The organism is Agriterribacter sp. (genome assembly GCF_035497235.1).
GTDB lineage: Bacteria > Bacteroidota > Bacteroidia > Chitinophagales > Chitinophagaceae > Agriterribacter.
In genome coordinates, this window is record NZ_DATJEB010000033.1 from 214527 (window position 1) to 239852 (window position 25326).

Consider the following 25326-nt stretch of genomic DNA (forward strand, 5'->3'; position numbering starts at 1 on the left):
TCAAATCTTAAATTTCAAATTGATCCTATGTTCTTACAACGCAGAAACCGTATCCTTCGCAGCAATGCAGCCATTCGCAGCATGGTAGCCGAAACAGTATTAACGCCTAACGATTTTATTGCGCCCCTGTTTATTGATGAAGGCGAACACATCGCCTACGAAATTCCTTCCATGCCGGGATACTACCGCTATTCAGTTGATAATACGGTTAAAGAAGTGAAAACGCTGTGGAGCATGGGCATTAAAAGCGTTTTGCTTTTCATAAAATGCAGGGATGAATGGAAAGACAATACGGGTAAGGAAGCATGGAATGAAAACGGGCTGATGCAGCGCGGCATTAAAGCCATTAAGGATGCAGTGCCGGAAATGATTGTGATGACGGATGTGGCGCTGGATCCTTATTCTGAATACGGCCATGACGGCATCGTAAAAAACGGCAAGATACTAAACGATGAAACCGTTGAGGCCCTGGTTAAGATGAGTGTGAGCCATGCCGTGGCAGGTGCAGATTTTGTTGCACCCAGCGACATGATGGATGGCCGCATTGGCGCTATACGGAAAGCGCTGGAAGAAAATCATTTTACCCATACAGGCATCATGTCATACAGCGCCAAATATGCTTCCTGCTTTTACGGACCGTTTCGCGATGCATTGGATAGCGCACCCGGCTTTGGCGATAAAAAAACCTACCAGATGAATTATGCCAACCGTATAGAAGCAGTGAATGAAACATTGAGGGATGTTGATGAAGGCGCCGATATTGTAATGGTAAAACCTGCTATGGCTTATCTTGATATTATCAGGGAAATAAAAAATACCGTTACCGTTCCGGTAAGCGCTTATCATGTAAGCGGAGAATACGCCATGATAAAAGCCGCTGCAAAAATGGGGTGGCTCGATGAATCAAAGGCAGTTATAGAAAGCCTTACTGCTATCAAACGCGCGGGCGCTGACCTTATAGCTACTTATTTTGCAAAAGATGCAGCGGGGATGTTGGCCTGAGAGAGGTGAATGTCCGCCCGGCTGAACACCGTTCGGACGGAGTAAATGAGGCAATGGTGAATGAATAGACACAATATAAGATGTAAGTGTAAAACAATTATTTTACAGATATTTCTTCATCTGATAAGCAGAGCTGCATTGTCAATACACCTCAATATTGCAGAGGGAGCCTCCAAAAAATCTAAAGTGGAGAGAAGAAGATATTATGAAATTTCAAGAGGTTCAATAGTAGAAGTAGATGCGGCATTAGATATAGCCAGTGACTTAAACTATTTAAATAATATTGATATGAAAGATTTAGCAGAAAAGATGGTCAGCACCTTTAAGTTATTGACGGGTTTAATACTATCTTGTTCAAAGCATTAATATAGGCATCGCCCAAATCACTATTCACCATTCACTTATTCACCATGAATTACCAATCCAGCAAAACACTATTCGAACGCGCCCAACACTCCATCCCCGGCGGCGTAAACTCCCCGGTAAGGGCATTTAAAAGTGTTGGAGGTACCCCCGTATTTATGGAAAAGGCCAAAGGAGCCTACCTATACGATGTTGACGGGAATCAATATATTGATTTTATCAACTCCTGGGGCCCAATGATCTTAGGTCACGCGCATGAACCCGTTATCAAAGCTATCTGCGATAAGGCCGCAGGATCTACCTCCTTTGGCGCGCCTACCAAACTGGAAATTGAAATAGCCGAGCTCATTAAAACCATGGCACCCAATGTTGACCTGATTAGAATGGTGAACAGTGGTACAGAAGCCTGTATGAGTGCTATAAGACTGGCGAGAGGATATACCGGGAAAAATAAATTTATAAAATTTGAAGGTTGTTATCACGGTCATGCAGATTGCTTTTTAGTAAAAGCGGGAAGTGGGGTGGCTACCTTTAACATACAAAAAGTACCGGGTGTAACAGCGGGCGTTGCCACCGATACCCTAACCTGCCCTTATAACAATATAGCTGCTGTTGAAAAGTTGGTAGCGGAAAACAGGAATGAAATAGCCGCTATTATTATTGAACCCATAGCGGGTAATATGGGTTGCATTTTGCCGGGAGAAGGGTACTTAGAAACGCTCCGGAAAATTTGCGACAGGGAAAATATATTGCTCATCTTTGACGAGGTGATGACGGGGTTCAGACTGGCAAAAGGAGGCGCGCAGGAAAAATTGAAGGTGAATGCTGATATTATTACCTATGGAAAAATTATCGGGGCCGGTATGCCTGTAGGTGCTTTTGCGGGTAGAAAGGAGATCATGCACCATATAGCACCCGTAGGGAGCGTATACCAGGCCGGCACCTTAAGCGGTAACCCTTTAGCTATGATTGCGGGGTATACACTTCTTAAAGAGTTAAGTACCAACCCGGTAATATACGATGAGCTGGAGGCCAAAGGTGCTTACCTTGAAAAAGGACTGAGCGGGGCATTAAAAGCCAGGTCGCACGCTTTCCGGATCAATCGTTTGAGCAGCATGATCAGCGTGCATTTCAGCGATCATGACATCACTGATTTTGCGTCGGCATCGGAAGCAAATATTGAAGTCTTCAATAATTTTTTTCATCATATGTTGAATTCCGGTGTATATTTGCCTCCATCCGCTTTTGAAACCTGGTTTATAAGTAACGCCATTACCTATCAAGACCTGGACCGTACCATTGATGCGGCGTCCCGTTTTTGATCCATCATATCAGTAAAGGTCACCCCGCGTGACCTTTACCATTTTAAAAAAGCAAGCATACCAACTATCATGATAAATACATCTCCCAAACAGGGCATCCTATTAATGAATCTCGGCTCGCCCGATTCAACTGAAGTGAAAGATGTTCGCCGTTATTTAATGGAATTTTTAATGGATGGAAGAGTGATTGATTACTCTTACCCGTGGCGGCTGCTGCTGGTAGGCGGTATAATTGTACCCTTTCGCGCTCCAAAATCTGCGGCGGCTTACCGTTCTATATGGACTACGGAAGGTTCTCCCCTGATTGTAATTACCAAACAGTTACAGGAGGCGGTGCAACAACAAATAGAAGCGCCTGTTGAAATAGCCATGCGGTATGGCAATCCATCCGTTGCCGCTGCTTACGATAATTTGATGAAGCGGTTACCGGCGCTTGAAGAAGTGATCGCTGTTCCGCTCTACCCGCATTTCGCCATGTCATCGTATGAAACAGCGGTAGAACATGCGAAAGCCGTACACAAAAAAGGGAAATATCCTTTTTCGCTTTCCTTTATCAAACCCTTTTACAACGAGCCCAATTATATACAGGCAATGGAAGAAAGTATTATCCCTTACCTGCAGCAGGAGTATGATCACATTTTATTTAGCTACCACGGCGTACCGCAAAGACATATACATAAGTCGGATATTACAGGCAACCATTGTTTGAAAAATGAAAACTGTTGCCAGACAGATTCCCCCGCGCATGCTTTTTGCTACAGGCACCAGTGTTTTGAAACCACACGCCTCCTTACACAAAAGCTTAATATTCCGGAAAATAAATACAGCATTTCCTTTCAGTCGAGGCTGGGTAAGGGATGGCTGGAGCCCTTTACCGATATACGTTTGGCAGAACTTCCCAAAGAGGGTAAAAAGAAACTGGTAGTGCTTTGTCCGGCTTTTGTAAGTGATTGTTTGGAAACACTGGAAGAAATAGCAGTGGAAGGAAAGGAAATCTTTTTACATGCGGGCGGCGAATCCTTTACTTTTGTTCCCTGCATCAATACCGATGCCGCATGGGTAAATACAATAACTTCATGGATGAAAGCGTACGCGGAGGGTGAACGCCAAATGATCCTGCAGTAATGCTGAACAGCCTGGCAGCACAGGAAATGATTCCAAACAAAATGGTAGTTTACAGGTATTGTTTCCGAATTGAATAACAACAGCGCAAAGAACTAATTTATTGTATTGCATGAAAGCCCTGGTATACAAATCTACAGGAAGCTGGTACGTAGTGAAAAGCCAGGACGGAGCGTTGTATAACGCGAGGATGAAAGGCAAATTTAAAATGGATGGCATTACATCTACCAACCCCATTACCGTTGGCGATGAAATAGATATAGCCATAGAAGAAGGTGATGAACAGAGCGCTGTTATTACGCATATTTATGACCGGCGGAATTATATTAACCGGCAGTCGCCCGCTCATAAATACCAGCATCATATTATCGCGGCCAATATAGATCAAACTTTACTGATCTGTACGCTCCGGGACCCGCGCACATCGCAGGGATTTATTGACCGGTTTTTGGTTGCCGCTGAAGCCTACCATATACCCGCGGTGCTGGTATTCAATAAATCTGATTTGCACAGGGAAAAAGAAAAGCTCCAGTTTGAAGAAAGAAAAGCCATATACGAGGCCATCGGGTATACCGTTATTTTAATGAGTATAGAAAAGAATGAAGGGATAAAAGATATACAACAAATTTTACAACACAAAACCTCTTTGATAAGCGGACATTCGGGCGTAGGAAAATCTTCATTTATTAACGCGGTAATGCCGGCTTTTGCACTCAAAACACAGGAGGTGAGCGGCTGGAGCGGTAAAGGTCTGCATACTACCACGTTCGCGGAAATGTTTGATCTTCCCTTTGGCGGAAGAATTATTGATACGCCGGGGATCCGTGAATTTGGATTGGTAGATATTTCAAAACAGGAGCTTTCGCATTATTTCCCGGAGATGCGGGAAGTTATAACAGATTGCCAGTTTAATAATTGTTTACATATCAATGAACCCGGCTGCGCTGTTAAAGCTGCTGTGGAAAGCGGAAAAATTAATGTTGAGCGCTATGTGAGCTATTATAATATCCTTGATTCTATTTCGGAGAAGGGGTACTAACGGAGTTGCTCCAAAGCTACGGCCAGCTCTTTTATTGCCTCGTTTTCTTTTGCAACAGCACGCCTTAGCCGTACAGGTAAAATGGATACGCCATCGTATATGTTATAATGCAGGGTAAGTTTATGTCCTTTGTAATTAAAATCCCAGTAAGAAGTATCCAGGTCATCAATTTTATTGGTAAACTGTACCTGCAGCTTATCGGTAAGTAAACCGGCTATCCCATAAAATTTGTCGAAGCCGCAGTTTTCATCAATTATGGCTTCGGTACAGCCATAATCGTTACGCAGGGTCAGGGTCATAGCTTTATTTTTAGTGGTGAGACTAATTTTTAAAAGACTTTGCTTTGGGTGCCTTTTCCCCGCTTAGGATTCTTTCTGCTCCAACGCTCTTACCATTAGCCGGGCATCCATATTTTGGTGAACACCCACTTATATACCACAGCAGCAAAAAGCCGCATGCTGCACAAATAATGAACTTTTTCATAGCATTATGGTTAAATGTAGCTGTCCGCTTCCCCTTTTCATTTTTATTAATAGGAACGGTTAAGGATGATTTTTCGTATGCAGGTATAAGAAAAGCTGCTGAAACAGCATTATGCAGCCTGTTAGGGGCTGTTTAAAAATGATTCCGGGGATTTTGCATACTGTGCTGCCATACGCTCTCAGCTTCTTAGGTAACCCGGCATTTTTTAGGTAAAAGGCATATCATCATTTTATAAAGGATATTTGCCCTTTACCACTATAACAAAAAGAGAAAAAGATAATGTTACTGGCTACGGATTTGGACGGCACATTTTTAGGCGGAGATCCCGTACAGCGCGCTGCACTGTATCGTATAATAAACAGTCATAAAGGGCTTCAGCTTATTTTTGTAAGCGGCAGAGGCCTGGCAACCATTTTACCGCTTTTTGAAGAACCATTAATGCCAAAGCCGGGTTTCATTATTTGTGATGTGGGCGCTACTATTGTAAATGGCAATTCGCTTGAACCCGTTGAGCCCATTCAATCATTGATTGAAGAAAGATGGCCGGGAAAGAAAAAAGTAGCCGCACTACTGGCCGGTGTAAAAGGCCTTACACCGCAGGATGTTCCCCAGCAACGGCGCTGCTCCTATTTTTATAATGATCACACGGATGTTGACGATCTAAAGTATAAGGTGGAACAATTAAATTGCGACCTGGTATTGTCTGCAGGAAAGTTTGCGGATGTATTACCCAAAGGCATTAATAAAGGATACAGCCTGCAGTTGCTGGCCAAACAATATCATTTTACCATAGAAAATATCCTGGTGGCAGGCGATACCTTCAACGACCTGTCTTTATTTGCAACAGGATACAAAGGGGTTGTGGTAGGCAATGCGGAACCCGGCTTACGGGAAGCAACCGCGGATCTGCCTGCTATATACCATGCCAAAGAAGATGGCGCAGGCGGCATACTGGAAGCCATGCAGCATTTTTCTTTATTAAAAAAGCCGGCGATCTGACCGGTTGAAAGATTTGTTTCCGGCACATTTCAAATGGCACCGCTTTGGCGGATTTTCGCCACCGGGAATCTTGTTGGGCTTTTCTTTTTCAAACCCGGGCGTTGATTATTATTTACCCAATCCCTATTTTCTTTATCTTTCTTCCGAAAACTTTCCAAGCTATGCCTGAAAAAAAATTTCAGCCCTTCATTGCTCCCGAAACTAAAATGGCCGAGTTTACCATTAAAGCCATATTAACCGGTTCGGTGTTTGGTATCATCTTTGGCGCGTCTACCGTATATCTTGCGCTCAAAGCGGGGTTAACTGTTTCTGCCTCCATACCCATTGCGGTAATGGCCATAACACTCAGCAGGCTTTTTTTAAAGACCACCATTCTTGAGAACAATATTATTCAAACAACAGGATCGGCAGGTGAAAGCATTGCGGCTGGTGTTGTATTTACGCTGCCCGGATTTTTATTTTTGAGCGATAAGGCCAATGAAGACTATTTTAATTATGTAACCATACTTACGCTTGCCATACTGGGCGGTATACTGGGTACGCTAATGATGATACCATTGCGGCGGCCACTGATTGTAAAGGAACACGATACCCTTCCCTATCCGGAAGGAACCGCCTGCGCGGCCGTATTAAAAGCCGGGGAGAAAGGCGGCGATTTTGCTAAAACCGCTTTTACAGGAGTAGGCTTCGCATTAGTTTATGCTTTTTTACAAAAGATCGTTCATGTCATTGCCGAAACGCCGGAATTTATGACTAAGCAGGTTAATAAATTTCTGCCTTCGGCAAAAGTGAGCGGCGAAATAACACCTGAATACCTGGGCGTAGGTTATATCATCGGACCTAAAATAGGTGGCGTGCTGGTAGCGGGCAGCGTGCTGGCCTCTTTTGTACTGATCCCTTTACTGGCCACACTTGTACCTGCCGATTCCATTGCCGCCCAATTGGTAAAACTTGGGGTACTCGCCGATGTGAGTACGGCAGGAGGAAAGGGTGGCTGGAACCCCGACACCCATACTTTTACTGATTTTTCAAACGCTATTTATTGGGCCTATATCCGGCAAATAGGGGCGGGCGCCGTTGCGGCAGGCGGTTTTATAACACTGTTAAAAACCCTGCCAACTATAGTGTCTTCATTTAAAAGCAGCCTGGGTTCATTAAAAAATAAAAATGCCGGCAACATAACCACTGAAGAATTGCGTACAGAAAAGGATTTGAGTTTAAAAGTGGTAGGCTTTGGAAGTTTGGGACTGGTACTGATCGTATCTGTTCTGCCGTTCATCCCCGGCGAAAATTTTATCAGCCGCCTGCTGGTGGGCGTGCTTATTGTAGTGTTTGGCGCATTGTTTGTAACCGTTTCTTCCCGCATTGTGGGGCTGATCGGTTCTTCCAATAACCCTATTTCCGGGATGACCATTGCCACTATCCTGGGCACCTGCTTAATTTTTATAGCGGTGGGCTGGACGGGTAAATCTTATGAACCCATGGTGCTGGTGGCAGGAGGCATGATATGCATAGCCGCGGCAAATGCAGGCGCTACTTCGCAGGATCTTAAAACCGGTTATATCATTGGCGCTACACCACGGTACCAGCAATTGGCGCTGTTCATTGGCGTAATTGTTTCTTCCCTGGCAATAGGAATAACCATAAAAGTATTGGATACCCCCACTCCCGAAATGGTAGCGCAGGGCATCCATCATGCCATTGGACAAAGCACCTACGCAGCCCCGCAGGCCACGTTAATGGCTACACTAATAAAAGGCGTACTGTCGTTTAACCTCGACTGGCAGTATGTGCTGGTGGGTGTTTTTGTGGCGGTGGTGGTAGAGCTTTGCGGTATTAAAGCCTTATCATTCGCCATTGGTTTGTACCTGCCTCTGGCAACCACGTTACCTATTTTTATAGGCGGCGCTATACGTGGTATTGTTGACTGGCAGGCTAAAAAGAAAGGCGAAGTATTACAACCCGGTGAAGAAGACCTGGGAAAAGGCAACCTGTTTGCAACAGGATTGGTGGCTGGCGGCGCCATAGCGGGCGTGATCGTAGCCTTCCTGGCTGCTAACGATACCATTTCAAAAGGATTAGGAAAGCTGAGCTTTGAAGATGGGATCACTAATGTACTGGGTGGCGCCTTAGGTTATGAAATATTAGGGGTGATCTTTTTTGCAGCACTGGGTGGCTTACTGTATAAAGTGGCGAGAGGGAAATAAATTCCGGTAAACAGATAACAGCAATTATAAAAAGAATATGTTTCCCTTTACCATTGTTACAGGTGTTACGGGCTGCACACTTATTGTTATGAGTATGATAACCCTGTTTTATCCGCCCAAAAAAATCAATTCAACTTACGGCTACAGAACAAAAGCCTCCATGCGCAACCCGCAAACATGGGAGGAGGCTAACCGCTATTCTTCAAAGCTGATGCTGCTTTGCGGTGGTATACTTACCGCAACAGCACTGCTTTCCTTCTTCATACCATCTTTGAGCCAAACAGGCATAATTACCGGAATAATACTCACTTTTTTATTTAGCCTTCTGCCCATTCCGCTTACAGAACGGCATTTAAAAAAGTTGTTTGATAAAGCGGGAAACAGGAAAACGGAATAGCACTATATTTTGCAGTCGGTACGCGATGAAGGAGGGCCGGACTGCAAAATGATTAGATGTTATTAGGCCTTATACCTGCATAAAATGGAATATACTTACCCGGTCTGATACTATGCATACCGACCGGGTAATCGGGACTATGTTAGTATAAACCCGGCGCTTTAGTTAGCTTATATTTATAGTAATAATTTTCAGTTACAGTAATGGATGCCTGAAGTTTTGCTCTTTTCAACATTTTAAATACTTAACAATGAAGCGCAATTGTTTCTTCATCATTTTAGTTTATTTTTTGATTGCCGCACCGGTAAAAGCACAAACCATTGCGGCGTCATTTATCAACGGCGATGCATTGCCCGATGCCCCGGAACTGGCAGCAAGGGGACCATACAAAGTGGGCGTGCGCACCCTAACCCTTATAAATAAAGACCAGGCAGATATACTACATTCAAAAGGAGGTGCTGATCCGTTATACGATCGTTCCCTAAAGCTGGAAGTATGGTATCCTGCCAGGGTGCCTGAAGGCAAAGCCATGCTCGCAGTTTACGAAGATGTATTAGGCAGCTCAAATGATTCGTTAAGGCCCATTGTTCCTTTTAGTTTTAAGGGCAGGGCATTGCGCGATGCCGTTCCTGATGAGGGAGCTGCCGCATTTCCATTGGTCATTGTATCACATGGTTACCCGGGTTCAAGGGTATTGCTATCCTATCTCACTGAGAACCTGGCGTCCAAAGGGTATGTAGTAGTGGCAATTGATCACACCGAATCTACTCATAGTGATACAAAGGGCTTTCAAAGTACCTTGCTCAACCGTTCAAAAGATGTCCTTTTTGTGCTTAATGAAATGGCGGAAGCAGGTAAAGCAGGTAGCGGAAGTTTTTTATCAGGATTGGCAGATGCCGGCAATACGGCGCTTATCGGGTACTCCATGGGTGGCTATGGTGTATTAAATGTGGCCGGGGCCGGTTACAGTGAAAAATTAGCTGGCTTTTTTACTGCTATGACGGGAGGAAGCAAAGCAATCAATGTACGCACTGCCAATAACCCGCAGTTTGAAGCATCTTTGGACTCACGGATTAAAGCCGTAGTGGCCTTTGCGCCATGGGGTATGCAAAGAGGCGTATGGGATGCACAAGGATTAAAAGGCTTGAAAATACCTGTTTTTTTTGTGGCGGGAAGCAAAGATGATGTATCGGGGTATGAGGATGGAACAAAAGCCATGTATAACGGAGCGATAAATGCCAGCCGTTACCTGCTTACCTACGAAAACGCAAGACATAATGTAGCGCCCAACCCCCCTCCGCCTGAATCACTACAACCCGAGCTATCTATGCAGGAATATTATCATTATGCTGAACCGGCCTGGAATGAACGGCGCATCAACAATATTAATCAACACTTCTTAACCGCTTTTCTGGGAGTTTACCTGAAGAAAAAAGACTTTGACAAATACCTGTTGGTAAACGAATCCGCCGGTACAAATGCATGGCCGGGATTTAAGCAACGAACACTGGTAGGCTTGGAATTGCTGCATGCGGCTCCTGGAAAATAAACAAAACACTTTTCTCTCTGCCAATATTGATCCCGGCCCGTTGTTGAAAATGGGATACACTCATATAATTTCCTCACCTTCGCATAAATGCGCAGTACATGGATAATAATGCTATAATTAAAGGAAAGATAACATCTGTAAATCACGAAAAACAATATGTATCCATTGAATACATTTATAAGGATAAAAAGAAAACGATCACCTGCAGAACAGACGATAAAGAAGGGCAGAAAGAGAAGAAACCGCACCAGTATCGTATAGGCGATGCCGTACGTTTCCAGGTAAAGGGCGCCGACAGGGGTAAAAGGATAATAGCTTTTAATTTAAAGTTTCTATATAATACCGCGATAGAGCAACTCGTTCACAAAGCGGCAACGGATAACCGCTTTACCGGCTATTTAAAACGTGTGGAGGATGCCCTTTTTGTGAAAGAAATCGGCAGTTATATTTTTTTTCCGCTGGTACTATCCCCATGGGAAATTCCGCCGGCAGAAAAAAATTTTAATGAACCTGTTGAATTTAAATTACTGCATCTGGATAAACCCAACAGCCTCTCTGCCGAACTTTTTACGCACAACTATATTCCTGAATTTCGCAAAGCGGTACAGTATTTCAAAAATAAAACGCCAATAGAAGCTACCGTTATTAAGGTTTCGCCCTATGGCGCCCATGTAAACCTCATCAATGATACAATACAGGCTAAAATTCAGTTGCCCGGTGAAGCGCTTGCCACTATAAAAACGGGCGATCTGATCCGTGTAATGATTTCCTATTTAAGCAATACCCGCATTGTAGTGGAAAAGCTGTAGTGTTATCACAATGCATGTACACAACTACCAGGTCAGGGCTTTCGCGTTATTCAGTTATTTTCAGCACTACGTTTCCCTTTTTTCTTCCGGTATCTACGTACCGGTGAGCGGCTACCACTTCATTCATTGAAAAGGTTTTATCAATTACTGCTTTATAATCGCCTTTTTCAAACAATTCTTTTAAAAGGACTAACTGTTCCTTCGTTTCGGAAGCGTATTCCAGCCCTGCAACAGATTTGAAAACCCCACCCTGGTTCAGAAGATGTAAACATTGCTTTTTTGTTGTCTTGCCCACGGCATCAAAAACAATATCGAACTTCATCGGGTACTTTGTAAAATCTTCCTTATCGTATAATATCAAATTGGTAACCCCCAGTGACCTTGCTATTTCAACCCCGCTTGAACTACAAACTGCAGTAATGTTTGCACTATAATGCTGTGCTACTTGTATAGCTGCTGAGCCTACAGAACCAGTGGCGCCAATGATCAGTACGTTGAGATTTGCCTTCTGTTTTATCCCTGCCTTTTCTAAAAAATAAATGGCGGTTTGTCCGCCAAACGGAATTGCCGCAGCCTCTTCAAAACTGGTATTTACAGGTTTTAGTAGTACATTACTTTTTTCATTGACCGCAATATATTCAGCATAAGTACCAAATTTAAAGCCGGTAATCCCAAATACTTCGTCTCCCGCGTTAAATTGTGTAACCCCGCTGCCAATTTGTTCAACAACACCCGAAAACACGGTTCCCAAAATCGGCCTGCGGGGTTTTGAAAATCCGATAACGAACCGAAATATAATTTTCATAAAGCCTGTAACAACAAGACCCCGCACTCTGACATCGCCAGAATTTACTGAAGCGGCAACAATGCGTACCAGAATTTCCTTATCCTTAGGAACAGGTTTTTCTACATCCACAATATGCAGAACTTCGGGTGGACCGTATTTCGTACAAATAACTGCTTTCATAATTTAATTTTTTATTTTTCTGATTTATACGTTTCAATCTGCTCTAAAAGTTCAATATTTTTTTAAAATAAAAAGAATAATCTGCTAAAATAGGTGCCGAAAATATTCATCATCAAACCGTTTTATTACGCTATGCTTTTCTGATTATTTGCAGGTCTTTTCAAAAATCACAACTATCCAAAAAAATTTCTTACTTAAATTAGCGCTTTATTTTTCCTGATATGCAAAAAATAGTAAGCCTGTTGCTCCTGGCAAGCCTGGGGCTATTCAGGGTCAGCGCCCAGTCTGCAGATGAAAAAGCGATTTTAAAAATATTAGATGACCAAACCCTGTACTGGAATAAGGGAGACCTCGACAATTTTGTAAAAGATTACTGGAACAACGATTCCCTTATGTTTGTTGGTAGCAGCGGCGTGGTGTATGGTTACCGGAATACCTTAACCCGCTATAAAAAAACCTATAGCGATACGTCAAAGATGGGCAGGCTCCGGTTTGAGGTACTGCATATCAAAAAACTTTCCCCGGAATATTATTACGTGGCGGGTAAATGGTTTCTCAAACGAAGTATCGGGGATTTGAGCGGACATTATACTTTACTGATCCGTAAAATTAAGGGAGCGTGGACAATCGTTTCTGATCACAGCAGCTAACAACAGGCACTGGCAATTCCTGATGGAGCATGGTAGCCGTAATAGGACGCCGCCGGGTAGGAAAAACGTACCTGATACGGCATGTACTGGAAGGCGTATGCAGCTTTGAAATGACTGGTATGCAACAGGATCACAAAGCTTATACATTTAAAACCCTTTACGCTGGGTGAAACCGAACAGTTTTTAAAAACGGCGCATATTGGTCTTAACAGGTACCAGATCATACAGTTGTACATGATTACCGGTGGTGTTCCGCATTACCTGAAAGAGATAAAAAAAGGCAGGAGCGTAGCCTGGCAAATTGACCGGCTGTGTTTTTCGAAAAACGGGTTACTAAAAGAAGAATTTGACAAATTGTATGCCTCGCTGTATGACAAGCCGGATACCCATATTACCATTATCCGTGTTTTGGCTACCAAATGGATGGGAGTTACCCGCTCCTAACTGCCGGAGCTAACAGGAATAAGCGATGGAGGCAGCGTTACCCGTGTCCTTACAGAGCTCGAACAATCCGATTTCATATTAACCGTACCGCCATTCAACAAAAAGAAAAAGGATATACTATACCATTTAGCAGACAACTATTCCCTGTTTTACCTGAAGTTCATGGAAGGCAAAAGAAAAAACGGGGAAGGCAGTTTTATTAGTCTTGAACATACGCCGCAATGGAAAACCTGGTGCGGTTACGCTTTCGAAAATATCTGCTTTATGCATTTACAACAAATGAAAAGAGCAATGGGCATAGCAGCCGTTTATACTGAAGCCGGCAGCTACATACAAAAAGCCGGCGGCGATACCGGGGGGGTGCAAATAGATATGCTGATAGACAGGGCATATAATATCATTAATGTATGTGAAATGAAATTTTACGATGCACCCTTTACCATAACAAAAAAATATGCAGCGGAATTAAGAAATAAAAGAGCCATGGTAAGGATGGCGGCGCCCGCTAAAAAAAGTGTTTTCATTACCCTGGTAACCTGCTTTGGCGTACAGGAGAACAGCTATGCTACCGAGTTAGTACCAAGCCAGATAATAGCAGGCGACCTGTTTGGCTGACGATTATTAACATTAAGAACATTTTACTTCACAACGAAATCCTTATTCCAACATCCGCGATATAACTATAGTTGGCGGAATGTGCTTACTTTAATGCGATTCCGCCAAATATAAATATCCGGTTAACATGCCCTATTCGCGCCATATCCGGTAAAAAAAGTAGATCAGCGCCACAAAGCTTATTACAAACCATGTATAGAATATCGTATTAAAGGTATTAAAGGAACCCCTGATTAAAGCCCACTCTAGGTATAAACCGAAGAATATGGTAATAACAGACCATACGATTATGGCTGTTATTACCCGCAAAATTTTTGTGATGATCCGTTTTAATTCGGGTTCAATGCCATTACTCATATATTAATGCTTTTATTTTAGTTTAACAACAATTGACTGAAAGCCGCCGAATCGCCGTTAAACACATTAAAATCTACCCTGGTGCTTATACCATTAACTTTTCCCGTTTCACTATGCTGCCAGAATACCCAGGGTCTTTCAATGCGGGGCTTATTGGGTTGCAGATAATGCGCCACCCACAATGGGTATTCATCAAACGCTTTTCCCAGGTATTGATCATAAAAATCAACATTGGTATAAATAATAGGTTTTACCTTATAGTAGGCTTCAATAGTGGTGAGCCATTCCTGAACCCTTATACGAAGGTCTTTAGGCTTTACTCCGTATAATTGCTCTACATCCAGCACCGGGGGCAGGTCTCCCGGTTCCAGCGTTACCTGTGCTATAAAATTATCTGCCTGCTTTTTCCCGCTTTTGGTAGCCAGAAAAAAATGGTAAGCACCTCTTGCCATTCCTTCTTCCCTTGCCTTATACCAATTGCGCTTAAACAATTTATCTACGTTTACCAATCCTTCTGTGGCTTTAATAAAAGCAAAGCTCAACTGCATATCTTCTACATTCATCTTCTTTACTTCCTGCCAATCTATCACATCCTGATGATGCGAAACATCTATACCATGAATATTATAATTAACGGGAATTTCAATACCAAAGGCAGTGTAACGAACAAAATGCACGTGGTAATCTTTCCAGCGAACATAGCCATATATAACGGCAGCGCCTAAGAGCATCATGCCTGTCATTACCAGTAAAGCCTTCCAGCCGGGTATTGTCTTTTTTTTACGCGCCATGCGGTTTTAAATACGAACAAATACAAAAGCACAAGGAACAAATAAATCTCAAATCCAAAGCGGAATGCAATCTCAAATATTAAATTTCAAATCCTTCCTATCCAAATCGAACAACAATAAACCCCAAACTACAAATACCCCTGCACCAGCACGCCTCTGCCTTCATACATCGTCTCTCTCAACTCCTTCACCCTGTCGTCTTCCAAGTATTCATCAAATGTGGTCAGCCTGTCTATAATTCCTTTAGGTGTTAGCTCTATTACCCTGTTGGCAACAGTTTCCATAAAAGTATGGTCGTGTGAAGTAAGCAATACTACCCCTTTAAAATTTACCATACTTTCATTGAACGACTGAATGCTTTCCAGGTCAAGATGATTGGTAGGTTCATCTAATATTACAAGATTGGGATTTTGAATCATCATGCGGCTGATCATACATCTTACCTTTTCGCCTCCGCTCAGCACACCTGTTTTTTTCAGGATCTCATCACCGCTGAAAAGCATTTTTCCCAGAAAGCCACGCAAAAACGGTTCATCCACATCCGTAACGTTTGGCGGCACAAACTGCCTGAGCCAATCCATCAGGTTTACTTCCTTCTGTTCAAAATAAGCCGCGTTATCATTGGGTAAATAGGCTTTGGTAATAGTAGTACCCCATTCATATTTGCCGCCGCTTGCCTCCATTTTGCCATTAATGATCTCGAAGAAAGAAGTGAGGGCAAGATGATCTTTGGAAAAGAAAGCGATCTTATCTCCTTTGTTTACCGAAAAACTGACATTGCTGAACAAAACCCTCCCGTCATCTGTTCTCTTCAATAATTTTTCTACATTCAATACCTGGTTACCCACTTCCCGATCCTGCTTGAAAATAATACCGGGATACCGCCTGTTAGAAGGCTCAATATCTTCTATTACTAATTTTTCAAGGGCTTTTTTACGTGAGGTAGCCTGCTTGCTTTTAGAAGCGTTAGCGCTGAACCGGGCGATAAAATCGAGCAGGTCTTTACGCTTATCTTCCATTTTCTTATTCTTGTCAGACAACTGGCGTGCCGCCAACTGGCTGCTCTCGTACCAGAACGTATAGTTTCCGGTATATATCTTTATTTTCTGACGGTCTACATCGGCTACATGCGTACATACGGAATCCAAAAAGTGCCTGTCGTGGCTAACTACGATGACAATGTTTTCATAATCGGCTAAAAAATTTTCGAGCCAACTGATGGTTTCCACATCAAGGTCATTGGTAGGTTCATCTAATATCAGTATATCCGGGTTGCCAAATAAAGTTTGCGCCAGTAATATGCGCACTTTTATAGCGCCCGGCAGGTCTTTCATTAACGCCAGGTGGTATTCTTCTTTAACCCCCAACTCGCCTAATAGTGTTCCCCCATCGCTTTCAGCGGTATATCCGCCCATTTCGCCAAATTCGCCTTCCAGCTCGCCGGCACGCATACCATCTGCTTCGGTAAAATCTTCTTTGGCGTAAATAGCGTCTCTTTCCTGCATCACCTGCCACAATTTCTGGTGTCCCATCATTACCGTCTGAAGAGCTGTATATTCATCAAAGGCAAAGTGGTTTTGCTGCAAAACCGCCATCCGTTCACCGGGAGTAATATCTATTGTTCCTTTGCTGGGGTCAATTTCACCGGAAAGGATCTTTAAAAAAGTAGATTTCCCGGCGCCGTTGGCTCCAATAACGCCATAGCAATTACCCTTATTGAAGCTCAGGTTTACCTCATCAAATAATACCCTTTTGCCAAAAGATAACGACACATTGTTCACTGTAATCATAGCTGCTTCTTGTTTTAAATTCTGCCTTTTGCGAAAATAAGCCGCAAAGGTACGATTTAAAGCGCAAGAGATAAAGCGCGTAAAAAGCTTCCTCCATCTGAATCAACCCCCGAATTTTTAAATTTCAGTTTATCGAAGCTTTTGATCAGCCCGGCGAATAGCACATGGGTGTATTCCATCGCTTCCAGGTATTATGTTTCCTGCATAAACTTAACCTTTATCAACACAGATCATAATCGAATATCTATACTACCCTTATACGCTTATAATTATAAAAAGCAGCATATAATACGGATATATGGATTTATATGCATAGCTAAGTGTATGTCCTATCGAAAATAAGCAATAACACTTAGCTGGCTGCGTTATGTTTGCGCAATATTTAACCCCAATTAAACCACCATGAAAAGGTTTTTACTCATTTTTACAATTTCCCTTTTTTACATATTATGTGTAAATAGTCAACCCTGTACGCCCGTTGGCGACCAAACTACTTACGGAACCGGTAATATATGGATCGGGTACACATATAATAGCATGAATTTTACGGATTACCGCAGCTATGTAAATGAAGGAACAGCGGCAAGCCCTAACTTTGACAGGAATTTTGGGGGAAGCAATGTAAACTATCCTACTACCGGCTGTTTCGTACAAACGGAAACGTTCAGCATGCGCTATAAGCTTACCAAAACCTTTACCAGCGGCAATTATATTTTTACGGTAGGTGGAGATGACGGCTACAGGCTGAGCCTTGATGGCGGCGCCACATGGGCCATTGATCGCTGGAATGATCAGTCTTATACCATTACCACCCTTTCTGTTGCGCTAAATGGCACTTATAATATGGTATTGGAATATTATGAGAACGGGGGAGAAAACAGGATATCTTTTGCACTATCCGCCGCATGCAACGGAACAGAAAACACCGGGATATATGGAACAGGCAACATATGGAATGGATATGTGTACGATGGAACCAATTTTGAAGTATACGCAGGTATGGTGCATGAAGGGTCTGCCAGTGACCCGGCATTCGACCAAAACTTTGGAGGAGCCAATGTATCTTACGCTACCAGCGGCTGCCCGGTTCAAACCGAAACCTTTAGCCTACGTTACCGGCTTAGCAAAACATTTGCTGCCGGAACCTATATGTTTACCGTTGGAGCCGATGATGGCTACAGGCTAAGCGTTGATGGCGGCGCTACCTGGATCATTAATAACTGGACGCTGCATTCATATACTACCACAAGCTACAGCGCTTCGTTAAGCGGAACGCATGACCTGGTACTGGAATATTATGAAAACGCCGTGGATAACAGGGTTTCGTTTGCCATGCAAACCCTCTCCATATTACCTGTTACCCTGGAATCTTTTACCGCCCGCGAAAAAGAACATACCGTGCAATTGAACTGGAACATCTCTTCCAACAGTGATCCCCGCTTATTTGAAGTAGAAAAGAGTATAAACGGCTTATCTTTTTCGGGTATCGGCACAGTACCATCTAACAGCAATTCGGTTACGCAATATAGTTTTACCGATCAGTCTCCTTTCAGGGGAATGGCTTATTACCGTTTAAAAATGACCGACAGGAGCGGTATTACCACTTATTCGGCAACAGTAAGCATTCGTGCGGCCGTAACTTCTGCAAATAAAATAAGCGTTTATCCCACCGTAGTAACAGGTAATTCCTTTTTCGTAACCAGTAGCAGCAATATCCGCAATGCAGTAATTACCATTACCGGTTTAAACGGAAAAATCTTATCCAAACAAAATGCCGGAAATATTACCACGGGGCAGGCTATTCGTGTTTTCACAGGCGCCGCTACTTCCGGAAAAGGAATATATGCGGTAACAATATCAGGCAGCGATTTTGGAATAACTACAGGTAAAATAATTATACAATAAATTTTCATGTGAAGGGGTTAAAGAAAGCAAGTGTCAATGGAGGCCCAGCTACAGCTTTGTAGTTGGGCTTTTTCTTTTGGATGAGCCCCGTGTATTAACCGGCAGCTTCTCTTGCGCTGTAAAAAACAATTTGAGATCGCAGGTCAACTACCCCGTAAATGGGGTTCAGCCAAAAATATACACACCAAACAAAAACGGCTATACGCAGTTTGCCTTATCTGTGCAAAATATAATCCGTCATTCTAAAAGAAATGAATTAACTTAATAGCATTAAAAGTTCTTTTTATGATACACCTAACGATTTCCCGCATAGCCATATGGCTCCTGGCCATTGTTATGATTATCTTCGGCATTATACATTTCACCAATCCGAACGAAATGCTCAACTATGTGCCGTTGTATCTTCCAAGAGGAATAGTATGGGTTTATTTGGTTGGCATTGCTTTTATTCTTGCCGCTGTGGCTTTTATAACCAACCGCTTTGTATCTCTTGCAGGGTATCTCCTTGCCGCTTTGCTAGTTGCATTTGTGTTGTTAATTCACATTCCCAATCATTTAAATTCAGGCGATCCTACGATGCGGCAGTTAGCGCTGGTGAATGCGCTTAAAGATACTGCTATAGCGGGGTTTGCCATGTATATCGCCAGTATTGCAAGACACCAGCGGTTAACCGAATCTGACAAGTAGATACCGCACCCTTATCATCCCTCTTGTTTTTCCCTTACCCAAAAACTACACTTATAATTAACCGTAAGTGCAGGTAGTACTGGAATGCCTGTTTTAGCACCGCACTAACACAATGCATCCACCCTTACGCCATCCGGCATAAAAAAGGGTTGTTTAAAAAAAATATTTTGGCATGAAGCCTTTTGATACAGCCCCGGAACGATATTTCCTGTTGCTTATTTTACTGATAAGGCTTTATCAATAATAAAGTTAAGGTTGATACGGTGTGCACGGGTTTGTTCATTGGCGGATACTGCCGTGGCCAGCATGGCTTTTATTTTTTTGAGTGAAGACAAGGCTGCTGCTTTAGAAGCATTATCATACGCGTTGGGCATCGGACTTGCAGCAATGGCTGCCAATGCCTTTACATATTCTGTTTGCAGGTTTATCCTGTAAAGATTCACATTGGTTTGCAGGTCATCCGTGAAAAAATATTTATTCAGATCGGATGTAAGGTTAGCGGTGCTGTACGTATTACCATACAATCCGCTGTTATTGATACGCTGCAAAGTAACCGGGTGCAACAGTTGCGCTAACACGGATAGCTGAATGCTTTGAACGGTTGACTGGGGTTTATAGTCTTCGGTAGAGCCAAAGAAATTAAAGCCCCTGCGTTGTTGCTGCAGGTAAGGAAACAATACCGCATCTGCATTAAAAACGTTGGGAGAGAAAATATATTTATTCAGCAGTGCAAGCGCTTTCTTTTGTGTTTCGGGCGAAACCGGGGTAAACGGTTTGGCGGTTGTATTTTGTCCCGCAAAACTCCTGTCTACATATACCCCGCCAATATAACGGCTTACCGCGTTGGCCATTTGAGCCCGCTGGCTCTGCAGCATCAGGTAGCGCTGGCGCAGTTGCTGGTAGCTTTGACCGGGTTTGCTGTATCGCTCTTTTAATTGGGGCATCATCTTATTCACCAGCTTAAAACGGTCTTCAGCATAAGCCATCATATCATTGCTCATATCGTTGATCATTACCCGCGGGTCTATTCCTCCTCCCGGCGAACGCATATCATCGGCATCATTGCCAAAAGCAAGCTGCGGATCGGTACTGCGGCTGAGTATTTTATTCAGCGCTGCTTCCTCTTCACCGGCGGCAAAAGGGGTATAGCCATATTCTATAGCCCATATATCATAAGGGCCTGCTTTAGTGGTATAGTAATTCCCCTGCTTACTGCGGTCAAGGCTTACATTAATTGCGGGATAATCCATTACAGAACCGATCATCCCAATTTTATCTGTAATGCTTTTATCATTTACCTGCGCCGGGCTAAGCATCTGGCTGGCCTTCATGTTATGATTCAATCCCAGCGTATGTCCCATTTCATGCATAATAAGATAAATAAGAAATTCCTTATGCATTTCCTTTACTTCTTCCGGCCTGTTATCCAGCGCTTCTAATACGGTTAGTCCGGTTATATACTGCGCCTGCAATTCGCGGGCTATAGTACAATACTGAAGATGATGCTTATCAAAGCTTACATGTGGCTCATCACTGGCGTCAGTCCAGGGTAGCTGAACAGCGGGCAATTCCGTACCGTTACTACCATTGAACAGGTCGTCATAATTAACGGTACCTGCGCCGCTTCTCCATTCCACAGTAATATCCGCCCCCAGTATCTGGCCGGTGCGGGGGTTAAAGAAGCTGGGGCCAATGGCGCCATAACTGGGAAAGGGGCTGCTCACCCAGCGGATCACATTGTAGCGGATGTCTGCCGGATCCCAGGTGGCGGTATCGGGCATGATCTTCATTACTATAGCATTTTTAAAGCCTGCTTTTTCAAAAGCTTCATTCCATTTTTCGCCGGCTCCTTTAATGATATTACGATATTCAACCGGCGTAGTATTTTCTATCCAGTATACTACGGGTTCCACCGGTTCACTTACCGCGGCAGCGGGATCTTTTTTTACGAGGTTCCAGCGGCTGATAAAATCTTTATAAGGAGTAGCCGATGTGGAAGTGAGGTCCTGCACCTCCGCTCCAAAATAACCTACTCTCGGGTCATCGCGGCGCGGCCGGTAATCATTTTCAGGCATAGCAAGAAAAGAATGCTGCATTCTCACCCGGTTATAGCGTGCATCCGTTACATCATCTCCGCCCCGGTTAAAAGGCGTGGGATTGTCGTATGCAAGGTCTACCACCACATCCGTATTGTCGGGATAAGATCTTATTTGATTGTACTTTGATTTGGCTACATTGAGCATGCCCAGGTTAAAGACCGCGGTAGGGGGCACACCAGGCGGCACCGTGGGTTTTACCGGATCTAATTTATCGCTGATAAATAAGCCATCAGCAGCAATCAGGTAGCCTGTAGAATCTTCGGCTGCTACCTTCTCTGAAAAAAAGATTGCCGGCGGGGCGTCTACATTCGCGGCCTTACTTACGGCATTGGACGGATCGTAATAAAAATTGGTGTTCTGCTGCGCAAATTCCAGCTTGTCAAATGGTTTGGCGATACTAAAAACAAAGGTGGCTCTTATCATATTCTGGTTCAGGTAAAGCCTTGTAGGTCCGCCCATAGAAAAGCTCTGGTAAATATATTCTTTCCCTAACTGGTCCTTCTTTATATATAATTGTATACTACCCGTAGCCGTGTCCTGGTATATGGTAAAAAGGCCGTCTGTTTTTTTACTGGATTTTATTTTTTCCGCGATCGTAGGTTTTGGTGATTTAGGGGGTGATTTTTTTGTTGTGTCAACAGCGACAACAGCAACCGCGGCATCCTTTTTCTTTTGTTTTTTCTGAGCCAGCACAGCAATACTGATGAAGCAGCAGCTTAAGGCAAGCAGGAAAGCTTTTCTATACATAAACAGTATTTTTTACCAAGATAGAACGTTTGGCTTTTATAGCGGTAATATTTTTTTAGGAGGCTTATTAACGTGTTAACAGAATAAAAAGAATTACGAAAGGTAAAAAAATACTTTCTCCCTCAACTAAAGATTATGATCTTGGCAGAAAGTTCTTTTCATCTTCCACCTTCCTGTTCTCATACTCCTCTTTGATTTCCCATTTCCAGCGGTTATGGCTCCACAGGTATACTTCGGGTTGTTTACGGATCACCGCTTCGAGGTAGCGCACATATTGCAGGGTAAGTTCTCCTTCTTTCATAGCTGCCGGGTGCAGGCTGGCCAATTTCGTTTCAACAAGATAGTATCCTCTTTTAGGCTTGGAAAACCGGGCAAATACAACGGGTATATCATTTAAGCGTGCATTTTTTTCAGGACCCGTTACAAAAGGCGTCCAGCGGTTAAAAAATTTTACCCAATGCGCTTTTGAAGGATCGCCCGGGTTTTGATCGGCTACCAGTGCCAGCAGGTATTGTTTATTGCGGTAGGGCAACATAGCGTTTTTCATATCCGTTGCAGGTAACATAGTAGTGCCGGTTCTTTCCCGGAAATACTTAAACACCCGGTCAAGCATTTTACTGCCAATAGGTATATATACGGCCAGGTAAGGGTAGAGCAACTCCTTCGCCACTCTTACATTCACCCATTCCCAGTTAAAATTATGTCCTGCATGCACCTGGCAGCTTTTACCTGTACGGTACAGCTCATTAAAAACCGATGGGTCGAACTGTATTCTTTTACGGAGGTTTTTTTCAGATATGGAAAGCAGCTTGATGGCTTCCAGAAAAGTATCAGTGAAGTTCCTGTAAAATTTTTTGATGAGTGCCATTTTTTCCTTTTCCGTTTTTTCGGGGAAAGCGATAGAAAGGTTTTTCATTAATACCTTTCTGCGGTAGCCCAAAACGTAATGCAGCAAAAAGCTGATGAAATCGGATATGCGGTATATGACCCACAACGGCAGAAAAGAAAACAGGTACAGTAAGCCAAGAATAAGATAATACATGAGCGCAAAGATAGACAGGATTTGAAATTTGAAATTGCAAATTTGAAATTGCATTTCGCTCCGGATTGTTTCACGGGTTCACGCAGAGTGCGCAAAGGAAGGTTTACGACAATCAGGTATCAGTAGTTAGGTATCAGGTAAATAACCACTGATGATAAGACGAATACTCCTTCTTTTTTTTACCACTCACCGCTTCTTTCACCCCCCGCTTCGGGGCTTCCTGCCTACAGCACAATATTCTGCACCTGCCCGCTTTTATGCGGATAATCGGTATTAAAATGAAGCCCCCTGCTTTCGTGCCTGAACTGGGCCGATTTAACAATGAGGTACCCTACGGTGATCATATTACGCAACTGGCAAAGCTGCGGCGATACTTCCGTGGTTTTATACAATTCTTCTGTTTCCTCGTGCATCATATCTAAGCGGCGCATAGCACGTTCCAAACGGGTATTGGTTCTTACAATGCCTACATAATCGCTCATCAGCAACTGCAGTTCTTTTAAACTCTGCGTGATCAGGATCATCTCCTTTGGAGCCGTTGTGCCTTCAGCACGCCAGTCGGGTATGGCATTCCGGTGCCAGCTACCCCACTCGCCACCGGAATTATCCTTTGTTTTTTTTACAGCATCCACATACGCCCTGTGCGCAAACACCATAGCTTCGAGCAGGGAATTGCTGGCCAAACGGTTAGCGCCATGCAGGCCTGTTGAGGCGCATTCTCCCGCCGCATATAAATGACGGATGGAAGTTCTTGCCCATTCATCTGTTTTAATACCCCCACAACTGTAATGCGCCGCAGGCGCTACGGGTATCATATTTTTAGCCACATCAATTCCAATAGACAAACATTTTTCGTAGATATTGGGAAAGTGGTGCAGAAATTTTTCCTGGTTCATATCCCGGCAATCTAACCACACCTGTTCCGTACCTGTTCTTTTCATTTCATTGTCTATAGCTCTTGCCACAATATCACGCGGGGCCAGGTCTTTACGGGCATCATATCTTTCCATAAACGCCTCGCCCTCGCTATTGCGTAAAATACCTCCATCACCGCGCACCGCTTCCGTTATCAGAAAAGCCTGTCCCTTCACACCGGCTTCGTATAAGGCGGTAGGGTGAAACTGGATGAACTCCATATTTTCAATCCGGCCTTTTGCCCGGTAGGCCATTGCCACACCATCGCCGGTGGCAATAACCGGGTTGGTAGTGGTACGGTACACCTGTCCGTTACCCCCCGTAGCCAGCAGGGTAATGCCGGCCCTGACCGTTTCAATTTTTTGGGTACGGAGGTTTAAAGCATACACACCAAAGCATTCAATATCGGGGGTTGACTTGGTAACCAAATAACCCAGATGATGCTGTGTAATAATATCTACCACAAAACAATGGGTGATCACTTCAATATTAGGCTGCAATTTTATTGCATCTAAGAGCGCTCTTTCCATCTCCCTCCCGGTTACGTCTTTATGATGCAGTATACGAAATTCGCTATGACCGCCTTCCTTACCGAGCGCATAATCGCCATCCGGTTCCTTATCAAATTTTGCACCCCACTCAATAATTTCCCTTATCCTGTCTACACCTTCCCGTACTACTATCTCTACCGTTTTTTCATTGCACAAACCATCGCCGGCAATCAACGTATCTTCTATATGCTTTTCAAAACTGTCGTTCTCATTATCCCATACGCCCGCTATGCCGCCCTGGGCGTATTTGGTATTGGTTTCATCGGAGGTGGTTTTGGTAAAAATAATTATCTTTTTATCGGGGCAGTCGCGGGCAACTTTTAACGCATAGGTAAGTCCTGCAATGCCGGAACCTATAACAAGAAAATCGGTGTGCATGGTAATACTTCAATATTTAATGCAAGGTAAGATTGTTTATTTTGTAGTTTATCGTTTGTGATGTATGGTTGTTCATTGATTTCGAATTTCGGATTT

General features: G+C 43.5%; 23 protein-coding genes. 15 read left to right on the top strand and 8 right to left on the bottom strand.

The genetic code is table 11. The features are described from left to right. The first annotated feature begins 27 nt into the window (after positions 1-27). The 5 genes from hemB (at position 28) to rsgA (ending at position 4848) form a co-directional block, all read left to right on the top strand. Complete coding sequence (gene hemB, locus VL121_RS10615) at positions 28-1002, top strand: porphobilinogen synthase (RefSeq protein WP_325405001.1); 975 nt, start codon at positions 28-30, stop codon at positions 1000-1002. A gap of 60 nt (positions 1003-1062) precedes the next feature. Continuing rightward, positions 1063-1368, top strand: coding sequence for a four helix bundle protein (locus tag VL121_RS10620; protein WP_325405003.1), 306 nt, complete (start codon positions 1063-1065; stop codon positions 1366-1368). Between the two features lie 44 nt (positions 1369-1412). Continuing rightward, on the top strand, positions 1413-2687 hold the full coding sequence (hemL, locus tag VL121_RS10625; protein WP_325405005.1) for a glutamate-1-semialdehyde 2,1-aminomutase: 1275 nt from the start codon (positions 1413-1415) through the stop codon (positions 2685-2687). Positions 2688-2756: 69 nt separating this feature from the next. Then, a complete protein-coding gene (gene hemH, locus VL121_RS10630) occupies positions 2757-3812 on the top strand; it encodes a ferrochelatase (RefSeq protein ID WP_325405008.1) in 1056 nt (351 codons plus the stop codon). A 109-nt stretch (positions 3813-3921) separates the two neighbouring features. Beyond that, complete coding sequence (gene rsgA / locus VL121_RS10635; protein ID WP_325405011.1) at positions 3922-4848, top strand: ribosome small subunit-dependent GTPase A; 927 nt, start codon at positions 3922-3924, stop codon at positions 4846-4848. Here the strand turns inward: rsgA and VL121_RS10640 are convergent. Further along, a complete protein-coding gene (locus tag VL121_RS10640) occupies positions 4845-5147 on the bottom strand; it encodes a DUF3630 family protein (protein ID WP_325405013.1) in 303 nt (100 codons plus the stop codon). The genes rsgA and VL121_RS10640 overlap by 4 nt on opposite strands. A gap of 463 nt (positions 5148-5610) precedes the next feature. Between VL121_RS10640 and VL121_RS10645 the strand changes: the two genes are divergently transcribed. The 5 genes from VL121_RS10645 (at position 5611) to VL121_RS10665 (ending at position 11292) form a co-directional block, all read left to right on the top strand. Continuing rightward, positions 5611-6330, top strand: coding sequence for an HAD-IIB family hydrolase (locus VL121_RS10645; protein WP_325405015.1), 720 nt, complete (start codon positions 5611-5613; stop codon positions 6328-6330). Between the two features lie 161 nt (positions 6331-6491). Beyond that, complete coding sequence (locus VL121_RS10650) at positions 6492-8537, top strand: OPT family oligopeptide transporter (protein ID WP_325405017.1); 2046 nt, start codon at positions 6492-6494, stop codon at positions 8535-8537. A 37-nt stretch (positions 8538-8574) separates the two neighbouring features. Beyond that, a complete protein-coding gene (locus tag VL121_RS10655) occupies positions 8575-8934 on the top strand; it encodes an SdpI family protein (RefSeq protein ID WP_325405019.1) in 360 nt (119 codons plus the stop codon). Positions 8935-9184: 250 nt separating this feature from the next. After that, positions 9185-10483 carry an alpha/beta hydrolase family protein gene (locus VL121_RS10660; RefSeq protein WP_325405021.1) on the top strand — a complete coding sequence of 433 codons (1299 nt, stop codon included), beginning with the start codon at positions 9185-9187 and terminating at the stop codon, positions 10481-10483. A 98-nt stretch (positions 10484-10581) separates the two neighbouring features. After that, positions 10582-11292: a hypothetical protein gene (locus tag VL121_RS10665; RefSeq protein ID WP_325405023.1), complete on the top strand. Its 711-nt coding sequence runs from the start codon at positions 10582-10584 to the stop codon at positions 11290-11292. A gap of 46 nt (positions 11293-11338) precedes the next feature. Here VL121_RS10665 and VL121_RS10670 read toward each other — a convergent pair whose 3' ends face one another. Continuing rightward, a complete protein-coding gene (locus VL121_RS10670) occupies positions 11339-12259 on the bottom strand; it encodes an NAD(P)-dependent alcohol dehydrogenase (RefSeq protein ID WP_325405025.1) in 921 nt (306 codons plus the stop codon). A 221-nt stretch (positions 12260-12480) separates the two neighbouring features. Here VL121_RS10670 and VL121_RS10675 point away from each other — a divergent pair, with 221 nt between their 5' ends. The 3 genes from VL121_RS10675 to VL121_RS10685 all read left to right on the top strand — a co-directional run bounded on the left by VL121_RS10675 (position 12481) and on the right by VL121_RS10685 (position 13968). After that, entirely contained in the window at positions 12481-12909 is a 429-nt protein-coding gene (locus tag VL121_RS10675) for a YybH family protein (protein ID WP_325405027.1), read from the top strand. Between the two features lie 234 nt (positions 12910-13143). Then, on the top strand, positions 13144-13353 hold the full coding sequence (locus VL121_RS10680; protein ID WP_325405029.1) for an ATP-binding protein: 210 nt from the start codon (positions 13144-13146) through the stop codon (positions 13351-13353). 162 nt (positions 13354-13515) lie between these two features. After that, on the top strand, positions 13516-13968 hold the full coding sequence (locus VL121_RS10685) for a hypothetical protein (RefSeq protein WP_325405031.1): 453 nt from the start codon (positions 13516-13518) through the stop codon (positions 13966-13968). Positions 13969-14100: 132 nt separating this feature from the next. On the opposite strand, the gene VL121_RS10690 is transcribed toward VL121_RS10685, so the two are convergent. From VL121_RS10690 to VL121_RS10700, 3 genes are all read right to left on the bottom strand, one after another. Continuing rightward, on the bottom strand, positions 14101-14325 hold the full coding sequence (locus VL121_RS10690; protein WP_325405033.1) for a hypothetical protein: 225 nt from the start codon (positions 14323-14325) through the stop codon (positions 14101-14103). A gap of 17 nt (positions 14326-14342) precedes the next feature. Next, positions 14343-15116: a glycoside hydrolase family 25 protein gene (locus VL121_RS10695; RefSeq protein ID WP_325405035.1), complete on the bottom strand. Its 774-nt coding sequence runs from the start codon at positions 15114-15116 to the stop codon at positions 14343-14345. Between the two features lie 128 nt (positions 15117-15244). Next, positions 15245-16906 carry an ABC-F family ATP-binding cassette domain-containing protein gene (locus VL121_RS10700; RefSeq protein ID WP_325405037.1) on the bottom strand — a complete coding sequence of 554 codons (1662 nt, stop codon included), beginning with the start codon at positions 16904-16906 and terminating at the stop codon, positions 15245-15247. A gap of 402 nt (positions 16907-17308) precedes the next feature. On the opposite strand from VL121_RS10700, the gene VL121_RS10705 reads away from it, so the two are divergent. Together VL121_RS10705 and VL121_RS10710 are read left to right on the top strand one after the other, a co-directional pair. After that, positions 17309-18811 carry a PA14 domain-containing protein gene (locus tag VL121_RS10705; protein ID WP_325405039.1) on the top strand — a complete coding sequence of 501 codons (1503 nt, stop codon included), beginning with the start codon at positions 17309-17311 and terminating at the stop codon, positions 18809-18811. 285 nt (positions 18812-19096) lie between these two features. Further along, on the top strand, positions 19097-19498 hold the full coding sequence (locus tag VL121_RS10710; protein ID WP_325405041.1) for a DoxX family protein: 402 nt from the start codon (positions 19097-19099) through the stop codon (positions 19496-19498). A 215-nt stretch (positions 19499-19713) separates the two neighbouring features. Here VL121_RS10710 and VL121_RS10715 read toward each other — a convergent pair whose 3' ends face one another. The 3 genes from VL121_RS10715 to nadB all read right to left on the bottom strand — a co-directional run bounded on the left by VL121_RS10715 (position 19714) and on the right by nadB (position 25230). Next, on the bottom strand, positions 19714-22344 hold the full coding sequence (locus tag VL121_RS10715; RefSeq protein WP_325405043.1) for a zinc-dependent metalloprotease: 2631 nt from the start codon (positions 22342-22344) through the stop codon (positions 19714-19716). Between the two features lie 133 nt (positions 22345-22477). After that, entirely contained in the window at positions 22478-23440 is a 963-nt protein-coding gene (locus VL121_RS10720; protein ID WP_325405045.1) for a lysophospholipid acyltransferase family protein, read from the bottom strand. A gap of 170 nt (positions 23441-23610) precedes the next feature. Then, the gene (gene nadB, locus VL121_RS10725) at positions 23611-25230 is read right to left on the bottom strand and encodes an L-aspartate oxidase (RefSeq protein WP_325405047.1); all 1620 of its coding nucleotides are present in this window, start codon (positions 25228-25230) and stop codon (positions 23611-23613) included. Positions 25231-25326 lie beyond the last annotated feature (96 nt).